General features: G+C 62.8%; 13 protein-coding genes. 10 read left to right on the plus strand and 3 right to left on the minus strand.

The window, feature by feature from the left end:
* The first annotated feature begins 6 nt into the window (after nt 1–6).
* Entirely contained in the window at nt 7–495 is a 489-nt protein-coding gene (locus J7J55_03820) for a hypothetical protein (GenBank protein ID MCD6141831.1), read from the plus strand.
* The gene (locus tag J7J55_03825; GenBank protein ID MCD6141832.1) at nt 492–2,528 is read left to right on the plus strand and encodes a VWA domain-containing protein; all 2,037 of its coding nucleotides are present in this window, start codon (nt 492–494) and stop codon (nt 2,526–2,528) included. Before J7J55_03820 ends, J7J55_03825 begins: the two co-directional genes overlap by 4 nt.
* A gap of 109 nt (nt 2,529–2,637) precedes the next feature.
* Here the strand turns inward: J7J55_03825 and J7J55_03830 are convergent, their stop codons facing one another.
* Both J7J55_03830 and J7J55_03835 read right to left on the minus strand, forming a co-directional pair.
* Nucleotides 2,638–4,014, minus strand: coding sequence for a HAMP domain-containing protein (locus J7J55_03830; protein MCD6141833.1), 1,377 nt, complete (start codon nt 4,012–4,014; stop codon nt 2,638–2,640).
* 42 nt (nt 4,015–4,056) lie between these two features.
* Entirely contained in the window at nt 4,057–4,743 is a 687-nt protein-coding gene (locus J7J55_03835; protein MCD6141834.1) for a response regulator transcription factor, read from the minus strand.
* Nucleotides 4,744–4,975: 232 nt separating this feature from the next.
* Between J7J55_03835 and J7J55_03840 the strand changes: the two genes are divergently transcribed.
* Complete coding sequence (locus J7J55_03840; GenBank protein ID MCD6141835.1) at nt 4,976–6,049, plus strand: phosphotransacetylase family protein; 1,074 nt, start codon at nt 4,976–4,978, stop codon at nt 6,047–6,049.
* Here the strand turns inward: J7J55_03840 and J7J55_03845 are convergent.
* Nucleotides 6,046–6,462 (minus strand): OsmC family protein, encoded by a 417-nt coding sequence (locus J7J55_03845; protein ID MCD6141836.1) that lies wholly within the window; start codon nt 6,460–6,462, stop codon nt 6,046–6,048. The two genes, J7J55_03840 and J7J55_03845, sit on opposite strands and share 4 nt — an antisense overlap.
* A gap of 89 nt (nt 6,463–6,551) precedes the next feature.
* On the opposite strand from J7J55_03845, the gene J7J55_03850 reads away from it, so the two are divergent.
* From J7J55_03850 to J7J55_03880, 7 genes are all read left to right on the plus strand, one after another.
* Entirely contained in the window at nt 6,552–6,830 is a 279-nt protein-coding gene (locus J7J55_03850; GenBank protein ID MCD6141837.1) for a winged helix-turn-helix transcriptional regulator, read from the plus strand.
* Complete coding sequence (locus J7J55_03855; GenBank protein ID MCD6141838.1) at nt 6,827–7,066, plus strand: glutaredoxin family protein; 240 nt, start codon at nt 6,827–6,829, stop codon at nt 7,064–7,066. The genes J7J55_03850 and J7J55_03855 overlap by 4 nt, the downstream gene beginning before the upstream one ends.
* A gap of 8 nt (nt 7,067–7,074) precedes the next feature.
* Nucleotides 7,075–7,716 (plus strand): thioredoxin family protein, encoded by a 642-nt coding sequence (locus J7J55_03860; GenBank protein MCD6141839.1) that lies wholly within the window; start codon nt 7,075–7,077, stop codon nt 7,714–7,716.
* A 127-nt stretch (nt 7,717–7,843) separates the two neighbouring features.
* The gene (locus J7J55_03865; protein MCD6141840.1) at nt 7,844–8,551 is read left to right on the plus strand and encodes a response regulator transcription factor; all 708 of its coding nucleotides are present in this window, start codon (nt 7,844–7,846) and stop codon (nt 8,549–8,551) included.
* Nucleotides 8,552–8,594: 43 nt separating this feature from the next.
* The gene (locus tag J7J55_03870) at nt 8,595–9,893 is read left to right on the plus strand and encodes a HAMP domain-containing histidine kinase (protein ID MCD6141841.1); all 1,299 of its coding nucleotides are present in this window, start codon (nt 8,595–8,597) and stop codon (nt 9,891–9,893) included.
* A 104-nt stretch (nt 9,894–9,997) separates the two neighbouring features.
* Complete coding sequence (locus J7J55_03875; protein MCD6141842.1) at nt 9,998–10,378, plus strand: hypothetical protein; 381 nt, start codon at nt 9,998–10,000, stop codon at nt 10,376–10,378.
* 55 nt (nt 10,379–10,433) lie between these two features.
* Nucleotides 10,434–10,796 carry a DUF4405 domain-containing protein gene (locus J7J55_03880; protein ID MCD6141843.1) on the plus strand — a complete coding sequence of 121 codons (363 nt, stop codon included), beginning with the start codon at nt 10,434–10,436 and terminating at the stop codon, nt 10,794–10,796.
* The last annotated feature ends 180 nt before the right edge of the window (nt 10,797–10,976 follow it).

Genomic DNA, 10,976 nt, shown 5'->3' on the forward strand with positions numbered 1-10,976 from the left:
AAAGAGGTGACCACCTACTTTCGGACCCGGTTCGGGGTGCCGGAGGAGGCATTCGCCGGAATCAGATTCATCTCCCGTAAGGACACGATCTGGGCGACGAGCACCGCCCTCCCCCCGTCCCTTTTCTCCCCTCGTCCACCCGGGATCCGCGCCCTGCGCCGGATGGGAACCCGCCTCAAGCCGACGAGCGTATTCCTCCGCTACCTCGGGAACAGGATCGCATCCTCCCGGGTTGAGATCTCTGAGGTATCCGTCCTCAAGTCCCTACTACTCGGCGGTGGAATCCCCACCTCCGTTTCCCCGGGCTACGTGGCGCTATCGTTCCGGGGAGAAGTCATCGGTTGTGGTTCCTCGGATGGGGCGAAGGTCAAGGCGATGATCCCCACCGGGAGGAGGAGAGAACTCCTCGAGATCCTGGACTCCGATTGTTATCCCCATCACGGAAATTCGACCCCTTATTCTGGTAAGATTGTCCGCGAAGGAGGGGGAAAATGAATAAGGAGGTAGGAATGCGTGGCAGAAGATTAGCAGTGTTGCTCGGCCTTTTGCTCGGGCTTCTTGTCTATGGTATCGTACAGGCGGCTCCTCAGAACCTGGTATTGATCCTCGACGCTTCCAACAGCATGAACAAGGCGTTTGGAGCGCAGACCAGGATCGAGGAGGCGAAGGGGGCTCTGTCGGAACTCCTCGGGACCCTGCCGGAGGGGATAAACATCGGCGCGATCGCCTATGGCCATCGGGTGGCAAAAACCGATCGCGACGCGAGCTGCAAGGACATCGAGGAGGTATTCCCGCTGCAGCCGCTCACCGCGCAGCTGCGCAGCGACATGGTCTCCACCCTCAAGGGGATAACGGCGCAGGGGATGACCCCGCTCGCCGACGCCCTCGCCCGCGCCGGCGATGCCCTCGCCAATGCGCAAGGGAATCGGATGATCCTCCTCCTCACCGACGGAGAGGAGACGTGCGGCGGCGACCCGCTGGCAGTGGCACAGCGGCTTGGGGCGATGGATCCCCCGGTCGAGCTCAACATCGTCGGGATCGCGGTCGATCCGGAGGTGCGGGATTCTCTGACCGCGATGGCTGCAGCGACCGGTGGTCAGTACCGCGACGTCGGACAGGCGGATGATCTGTTCTCCGCCCTCGCGGCGGCGATCTCCCCGCCAGCGGAACAGAAGCCGGCGATCCCCCCGGAGTACGCGTGCATCGGGATCACCAATGTGGTCAAGGGAACAGAGGGGAACGACACCCTGTACGGCACCCCGGGGAACGACTTGATCTACGGACTCGGCGGGGATGATCTGATCATCGGGCTCGGCGGGAACGACGTCCTCCTCGGCGGCGCGGGGGACGATGTCATCGAGGGCCTGGACGGGAATGACCTTCTAAACGGCGGGCCGGGCAACGACACCATATTCGGTGGGGCCGGGGACGACCTGATCGCAGGAGGGCTGGGGAACGACTCCCTCGAAGGAGAGGCGGGCAACGATTGCCTCGACGGCGGTCCAGGAAACGACAAGCTCCTCGGCGGGGCCGGGAACAACCTCCTCTACGGTGGAGGAGGTGACGACGTGCTGATGCAGGGGCAGATCTCCAATGCGCCGTGCATCCCCACCTGTCCGCCGGTATGCTCGGCATGTGGGTCAACCCCGTCGCCTCTCCCTTGCTGTCCGGGGCCGAGGGCGGCCAAGGTAGTCGATGAAGGGACGCAGATCAGGCTGCATGGGACCGTCGCCGATGACGACTGCGGAGTGACCCAGGTCTGCTGGACGGCAACGGCCGGGACGTTCGATGATCCGACCGCGCTCGACCCGCTTTACACAGCCCCGATGGTGAATTGCTGCCAGGGGATCGACGTCAAGGTGACCCTCACCGCGACCGACAAGTGTGGGGCGAGCTCGTCCGACTCGTTCGTGATCCACGTGCGGAACGTCAACCATCCCCCGGTGGTCGAGGCCGGACCGGACGTGGTGGTGGACGAGAACGGGACGATCCAGCTCACCTGCTCTGCGTCCGATCCGGACGGAGACTCGTTGAGCTACTACTGGACGGTGGAGAACGGCCGCGGGGTCATCTCCGATCCGTGCATTCTCCATCCGACCTACACTGCACCTGAGGTCTCTTCCTGCAATGGGGAGGACGTGGTACTGACTCTGACCGTGACCGATGCGTGCGGGGCGTCGAGCTCGGACACCCTGACGGTGCACGTGCGCAACGTCAATGCACCGCCGATCGTGCAGCTCGGCCCGGGGTTTGCCATGCCCGAGGGCGCGAGCAAGCGGCTCGCCGCGGTGGCGAGCGACCCGGAGTGCGAGGCGCTCACGTACTACTGGACAGCGAGCGCGGGGAGCTTCGACGACCCGTTCGCCGCAACCCCGGTGTACACCGCACCGCTGACCAGCAACTGCGACGGGGAGGATGTATACATCAACCTCACCGTCACTGACCCGTGCGGGGCGAGCGCGTGCGCAACCATGTGCATCCACGTCCAGAACGTTAATGCACCACCGCAAGTTAAAGCCGATCCGTAAGGGTCGGGAGAAAAAAGCGACCGTTGGCCGATCCGCTCCGCCAGCACCACGGCGGAGCGGATCGTTTCCAAGCAGGCCGCATCCACGGAGGATACTCCCGACTAGGCATTCACCTCGGGAAGGGGATGTGGACAACGAACCTCGCCCCACCCTGAGGGCGGTTGCTCGCCCGGATCGTACCGCCGTGCGCCTCGGTCCATTGCTTAGCGATCGCCAGCCCGAGGCCGGAACCTCCGCCCGCCCGGGTCCGCGCCCGGTCGCCCCGGTAGAACCGCTCGAACAGGTGGGGGAGGTCGTCGGGTGATATCCCGGGACCGTTGTCCTCCACGATGAACTCGACCCCGTCCCCGGCCCGCCGGAGAGAGACCTCGATCACCCCGTCCTTCGGGGTGTAGCGAACGGCGTTGCTGACAAGATTTACGATCACCTGCCTGATTCGCATCGGGTCGACCGGGATCGGGGGGAGGGAGTGATCGACTTGCACCTCGATCCGCGGGCCGTCCTCGAGGGCTCCCGCGATCGTCTCCGTCACCTGCTCGACCAACGCCGCCAGGTCGGTCGGGGTGCGGTTCAACGGGAGCTCACCCGCCTCGGCCAGCGACAGCTCGCGCAGGTCGTCGATCAGCCGACCGAGGTGGAGGGTCTCCTCGTAGATCGGGGCGATCGTCTCCGGGGTCGGCTCGTAGATCCCGTCCAGGATCGCTTCCAGGTTCCCCTGGATGATCGTCACCGGGGTGCGAAGCTCGTGGGCGATGTCCGCGGTCATCGTCTGGCGCACCCGCTCGGAGCGGCGCAGGTTCTCGATCATCCGGTTGAACGACTCGCCGAGCTGCCCGAACTCGTCCCGCGCCCGCAGGACAACGCGCTGGGAGAGATCACCGCTCGCGATCCGCTCCGTCGCCCGCGCCAGGAGGTGAAGCGGGGATAGTACCTGGGAGATGAGGATCATCGCCAGGAACAGGGCAACTCCGGAGGCGATCCCACCTCCGATCAGGGCGGAGTGCTTCGCCGAGGTGAGAAACTTCTCCTCGGCCGGATCGAGGATCGAGGAGCTTGCGTCGAGGACCAATGTCCCGACGCGGACGCTCCCGATTTTGATCGGGATCCCGGACGCGATCTCCTTTGGGGTAAGGATCGTCCCCACCCGATCCGGCTTTGTGGAGACGATCACCTTCCCCGTCTCATCCGCGAGGGAGAACGGCCCGATCATCGACGTCCGCCGCACGATCAGCCTCCCATTGATGAACACGGTGTACTGGGTGGATAGGAGGCGCTCGATCCCGAACCAACTTCCGTTTTCCATCCGATACGCGGCGAGGAGTCCGGATACCTGCCGCGCGACCTGGGCCCGGTTCTGGGCACGAAACTCGGCGAACTGAGCGGTGATCGAGTGGGCGGTGAGGAAGTAGATCAAGGCAACCGTGACCAAAATCACGACCACAAACGACAGTCCGAGCTTGAGTGCAAATGGGAACCGGCGCTTCATCGAAATCACCCGCTGATGCCCCGTATCCTGCTGCGGGACTCTTTATTTAACATCCCTTGCAAACCGGTAACCAACTCCGTGCACGGTGAGGATGTAGCGAGGGTTCTTCGGATCCTCGTTCAGCTTGCGACGGATGTTCTTCACGTGCGTGTCGATCGTACGGGCAAACGAGTCGTAGGTGTAGCCCTGCACCTCGCGCAACAGCTGGAGCCGGGTGAATACCTGCCCGGGATGGCGGGCGAGAAAGGCAAGGAGGTCAAACTCAGTCGGAGTGAGGTCGATCGTTTCCCCATTCAGGGTCACCTCTCGCCCCATCAGATCGATGACGAGGTCACCGGCCTCGATCCGCTCCGGTTCCTCCATCTTCCCCTCGCTCCGGCGCAGCACCGCCCGCACCCGGGCGACGAGCTCACGGGGGGAGAACGGCTTGACTACATAATCGTCCGCTCCGAGCTCAAGGCCGATCACCCGATCGGTCTCCGCTGCCTTGGCGGTGAGCATAATGATCGGGACGTTCGAGTGGGATCTAATCCGCTTGGTGACATCGATCCCGCTCATCTTGGGGAGCATCAGGTCGAGCACGATCAGGTCCGGATTCTTGTCCTCCACCTCGCGCAGGGCCTGTTCCCCATCGTAGGCGGCGTAGGTCTTGAACCCTTCCCTCTCCAGGTACGCCCGCACCGTGCGGACGATCATCTCTTCATCGTCGACTACCAGGATCCGCTTCATGTCAGTCCATTATAACATTGCCCTCCCGGATGGCACGAAACGACGCCCAGGTCCCCCTGCTTTCCCGTTATCTTTTTCCACCGTTTGCGCAGGGCGCCCCGGACATCGCATGAATATGCTACCCGCATGGTGTGAAGCCGAAGTGAGCGAGATGTGAAGATCCTGTGGCGTTGCGTTTTTAAATATGGGCCAATAACATAGGCCCATCCACTGATTTACGCAAAGGAGCGGAATGCGCACGATCTTGATCGTATCCACCGATAACCGAGCGGGGAAGAGCCTCCTCTCCCTCGGTCTCGGGCTCACCCTGCGGGAGAATGGGATCCCATTTTCCTATATGAAGCCGATCAGCTCCAAGGTCTCCTACTCCACCGGCGAGCCGCTCGACCGGGACGCAGGAACGATCCGGGACGTCCTCGGGCTCGATGACCCACTGAAGGAGATCGCCCCGGTCGCCCTGGAGGGGCCGTTTCTGCAGGAAGCGATCGAGTCCGGGGACCGCGGGTTCCACCGCCGGATCGTGGACGCGTTCGAGCGGATCACCGCGGGAAGGGACGTGGCGATCGTGGAGGGGCGACGCTACCTCGGGCTTGGGACCGGGGCCGGGCTGAGCGATCTCGACCTCGCCGAGCTCCTCGGGGCGGACCTCCTCCTCCTCACAAGCTACGACGGCGAGGAAGCGATCGACCGCATCTTGTGCGCGCTGCGGATGCTCGAGGGCGGCCCGAACGTCCTCGGGGTGGTAATCAACGAAGTGGCGATGGAATCGCAGTTCGAGCAGGTGCGCGATGTGTTCGTCCCGTTCCTCGCTGATCGTGGGGCCGAGGTCCTCGGGATCATCCCCTACGAGCGACGTCTCCGCTGGGTCCAGGTAGACGAGATCGTCGAGCGCCTCGGGGGAAAGGTCCTGACCGACGTCCCCCTCGAGCTCCCGGTGGAGAACTTCCTCGTCGGGGCGATGGGGCCGGAGGCCGCGCTGCGCAGCTTCCGCCGCACCCCGAACCTGGGGGTGATCACCGGTGGGGACAGGCATGACTTACAGGAGGCGGCCCTCACCGTTCCCAGCCTCCACTGTCTGGTCCTCACCGGGAACCTGCGCCCGCCGCGTCGGATCATCGAGCTCGCCAACACCCGCGGGGTGCCGATCATCCTCGTCGGGCAGCACACGATGAGCGCCGCTCTCCTCTGCCAAGAGCTCCCGGAGCGGTCACGGCTGCGCCGCGGGGCCCGGCTCGACGAGGCGATCGAGCTCGTACGAAAGAACGTCGACCTTGAGCTGATCCTGGAGAAGGCGGAGGACCGTTAATCGGGCTCGACCACCGACTCCCAGGTCACTTCCGCCACTTTGTTGATGATGTTGGTGATCGGGCAGTAGCGCTCCATCGAGAGCCGAATCGCTTTATCGGCGTTCTCCTTGGGGACGTTCCCCTTGAACCGATAGATGAGGTGAACCTTGGTCAACACCTTCGGATGCTCGGTCGCACGGGCGTCCTCGATCTCGATCCGAAACTCCGTGGGGACAGTGCGCATCTTGCGCAGGATCGAGATCACGTCCATCCCGGTACACCCCCCCAGGGCGCACAGCATCGTCTCCACCGGGCGAAGGGCGGTATCCTCCCCTCCGACCCGGGGATCGGAATCCATCAGAACCGCATGCCCGCTCTCCCCCTGCCCGATAAATTGCATCCCACCTGCGAACTTGACGATCGTCTTTCCCATCGCTCCTCCAAATATTTAACTATTTAAATACTTGACAGGGATCACCCTGTCGGATACCATTCTAGCCGATGAAAGAAAAGGAGCAACCGATGAGGGAAACAGAAGCGAGAAAGCGGTGGGTGGAGGTGTTCTCCGCGCTGGCGAGCGAGCCGCGTCTCCGTATCGTGGAGATGCTGATCGGCCGCACCGTCGACTGCCAGGAGATTCTGGACGAGCTCTCATTGAGCCAGCCAGCGGTCTCCTATCACCTCGGTCGGCTCGAGCGGGCCGGGGTGTTGGTGAAGGAGCGGAACGGAGCGCGGAACTGCTACCACCTGAACGAGGACCTCACCGGACTCATAGAGCTATTGAAGGAGGAAGTAAGATGAGTCACGAGGTGATCATTTACACAACGCCGACCTGCTCATGGTGCCAGGCGCTCAAGGAGTATCTGCGGGCGCGGGAGGTCGATTTCGAAGAGATCGATGTCTCGGCCGATCCGGCAGCGGCGCAGGAAATGATCGACAAGAGCGGACAGATGGGAACTCCGGTCGTGGACATCGACGGCGAGATCATCGTCGGGTTCAACAAACCGGAGATCGACCAACTACTGGGACTAAACTAGGAGGAACGATGGCACTGATCGGAAAAGAGGACCAGGACTACCTGCGGAACGAGTTCCTGCGCCTGGAGAAGCCGGTACGGCTCGTGTTGTTCACGAACGAATCCTGCGCCTCATGCGCGGATACGAAGACCCTGCTCGAGGAGACGGCCGCACTGTCGGACAAGATCTCAATCGAGGTCTACGATCTGGCAAAGGACGCCGACAAGGCGAAGGAGTACGGAGTAGAGGGCAGGGCGCCGACGATCGCGGTCATGGGCGAGAAGGACTACAACATCAGGTTCTACGGGATCCCGGCCGGATACGAGTTTGGTACCCTGATCGAGGATATCATCGACGTCGGCCGCGGTGAGACCGGACTGTCGGATACAACCAAACAGGAGCTCGCGGAGCTGACTGTGCCCGTGCACATTCAGGTGTTCGTCACCCCGAGCTGTCCCTATTGCCCGCGGGCGGCGCGGACGGCGCACATGATGGCGTTCGAATCCGAGATGGTGAAGTCCGACGTCATCCTCGCCAACGAATTTCCCGTACTCTCCCAACAGTACAACGTGATGGCCGTACCAAAAGTGGTCATCAACGAGAAGACGAGCTTCGAAGGGGCGATCCCGGAGGAGGATTTCCTCTCGTTCGTCAAGCAGGCAACAGCTTAACTAAAGGGTATAAACGTCACTGATAGCGCCCCGAACTTCATCGGGGCGCTTTTTTCTTGTACACGGAGGTCGAGAGGTATAATGCCTTCGGCATTATCCTATGAAATAAGGTTGACGGAGTGTTGCGATGGCTAAAATCGTTCTCATAGTCGACGATGAAGAGGAATTGGCTAAGTCGATCTCGGATTACCTGCACCAGGCCGGGTACCGCACGATCGAAACGTTCGACGGGGCCTCAGCGCTGGCCGAGTTCGACTCCCACCGACCGGATCTGGTCATCCTCGATCTCGGACTCCCCGACATCGATGGTCTTGACGTCGCACGGGAGATCCGCCGCCGGACGCAGGTCCCGATCATCATGCTCACCGCACGGGCGCAGGAGGTGGACCGGATCGTCGGGCTCGAGCTCGGAGCGGACGACTACATCACGAAGCCGTTCTCTCCCCGCGAGCTCGTGCTGCGGGTGCAGGCGGTCCTGCGCCGGTTGGCCGGACCGGCCCCGGAGGCTCCGGTGCGGATCGGCGACCTCGTGATCGATCTCGCCGGGCGGGAGGTGCGCCGGGACGGCGCTCTCATCAAGCTCACCCCGACCGAGTTCGACCTCCTCGCCTTCCTCGTCCGTCGGCCGAACCGGGTCTTCACCCGGCTCGAGCTCCTCAAGGAGGTGCAGGGTTACACCACCCCTGCCCTGATGCGGAACATCGACAACCACATCATGAACCTGCGGCGGAAGATCGAACCGGACCCGGCCGAACCGCGGATCATCAGGACCGTCTACGGGGTCGGGTACAAGCTCGTCATCCCCCGGACACAAGGAGACAACGACGAAACTTAGACCGGTCTCGCTTCGCTACAAGCTGTTCTTCGGCCTCGCTGTCGTGGTCGTCGCCTCCCTCGGAGCGGTCTACGCCGTCGCCACCCACCTTCTCGTCACCGACGCCAAGGAGTTCATCGCATCGGAGCACGCGGCGCAAGCAGTCGGGATCAAGGCCCAACTCGTCTCCTATTACTCGGAGAACATGACCTGGGACGGGGTGGAGAAGCTGTTCAGCGAACACGGCCGGTACAGGGGAGAGGAGCACGGACAGGGTGGACAGTTCCTCCTCACCGATCCCGAAGGGAGAATCGTCTACGCCGGTTCGCACAAGCTCAGGGAGGTGAATCTATCCCCGCGCCTCCTTGCCGAAGGGATTCCAATAACTGTGGAGGGGAAGAAGGTCGGAATCCTGTTCACCGGCCCGCTCCTCGGCCAGTTCACCGAAATCGAGGAGAGGCTCCTGAGCTCGGTCCGCCGCACGGTGGCCTACGCCGCGGTAATCAGCCTGGGGATAGCCCTCGGGATCGGTCTGACCCTGTTGCGCCTCATCACCGCCCCGTTCGAGCGGTTGACCGCGGCGACCAGGGCGATCTCCTCCGGCGATCTCACTCACCCGGTTCCGGTCCCTGGTGACGATGAGATTGGGAGGCTCGGGCGCGTTCTGGAGGAGCTGCGTGTCGGGCTATCCCGCTCGGAGGCCGCGCGCCGGCGCATGCTCGCCGATATCGCCCACGAGCTGAGGAACCCCCTCGCCATAATCCGGGCCAAGGTGGAGGCGATGCTCGACGGGATCCAGCCCGCGAACGAAGAGAACCTGATGACCGTGAACGAGCGGCTCCTCCACCTCTCGGGGTTGGTCGACGAGCTCCAGGACATCGCCCTCGCCGAGGCGCACGAGCTTCCCCTCGACCGCGCTCCGATCGACCTCGTTGAGTTCCTCCGCGGGGTCGCCGCAGACGCCCGCACCCTGCTGGCCGGGGCCGATAAGAAGTTCAACCTGGAGATCCCTGCCAAACTACCCCGCGTCTCCGCCGATCGACGGCGCCTGCACCAGATCGTGTGGAACCTGCTCTCCAATGCGCTGCGTCACACCCACCCCGGCGATGAGATCACCCTGCACGCCGAGCCCCGGGGAAGGGAGGTCCTGATCCAGGTGAGCGACACAGGAGAGGGGATGCCCGCGGAGACCGTCTCCCACGTCTTCGACCGCTTCTACAAAGGGAAGGGCTCGAAGGGGCTCGGGCTCGGCCTGGCGATCACCAAGGCCCTTGTCGAGTCGCACGGCGGCCGGATCTGGGTGGAGAGCGCCCCCGGAGAGGGTACGCGCTTTTCGTTCACCATCCCGATTTCCCGAACTTAGCGGTCAGTCCCTGATCGTCCTGACAGGTTCCAGAAAAGTCGCTCACGACCACTTCACACAGCCCGGGTATCTTTGCAACATCCAAACGAAAAGGAGTGGTCAAAATGACCAAGACAAAGACGATAGTCATCGGGATCTTGTTGCTCACCCTGCTCGCGTTTGGGCTCGTTGCCCTGGCGGGGGGAGGATTCGGGAAAGGCGTTCCTTCAGATAAACCGGGAGCCGGCGCATGCATGCAGGAGCGGGACTCGGACGGGGACGGGATCCCCAACTGCGATGATCCCGATTGGACCCGTCCACTCGACGGGACCGGCTATGGAGCGACGAACTGTCTCCATGCCGGAGCCGAAAACGGACATGAGAACGGCCTCCACGACAGAGACGGCCGTGGACAGGGGAGCTGCCAGCGCAACGGGAACGGTGGCGGCCGCGGAATGCACCGCGGTTACGGGAACGGTGCCCGCATGGGTGTAAACAGCGAGTAGATCCCCGGTGGGGGTGGGTTTGACGCCCGCCCCCACTGCATTAAGGAGGATGGAAATGACCAAAGGCTCTGGTTGGAACTGGCGAAGCGTGATCTCGTTCTCTCTCCTCTTCTCCGCGGTTGTGCTCATCCTCTCCGGGATAGCCCTGCTCATCGCCCCAAGTGGGAGGATCGCCCGGGAGACCGGCTGGCAGATACTTGGATTCGATAAGGAGAGATGGGAGTCGATCCATGACCTGTTCGGGTTCGTCTTCATCTTCCTCACGCTGATACACCTGTGGTTGAACTACAAAGCTCTTCTTGCTTACCTGCGCGACCGCGCACGCAATGTCTATCGGCTGCGGGCGGAACTGCTCACTGCGTTGCTCCTCTCCGGGGTCGTCTTCCTCGTCGCCGCCCTGCGTCTCCTTCCCCTGTGAACGTCTCGGCATGTAGTAGGCCAAGACAATCGTGCACCCTTAGAGGCCTAGATCACCACCACTTTGTCGAGTAGGATCACCGGGAAACAAGCGAACTCGTCCGGTAAATCTTGGAGTTCCCCCGCTTCTGCGGACAGTGTAGCGCTTGGTATCCGCGCTGTCTAGTACCGTGGTGATCCC

The sequence above is a fragment of the Candidatus Bipolaricaulota bacterium genome (assembly GCA_021159055.1).
GTDB lineage: Bacteria > Bipolaricaulota > Bipolaricaulia > UBA7950 > UBA9294 > S016-54.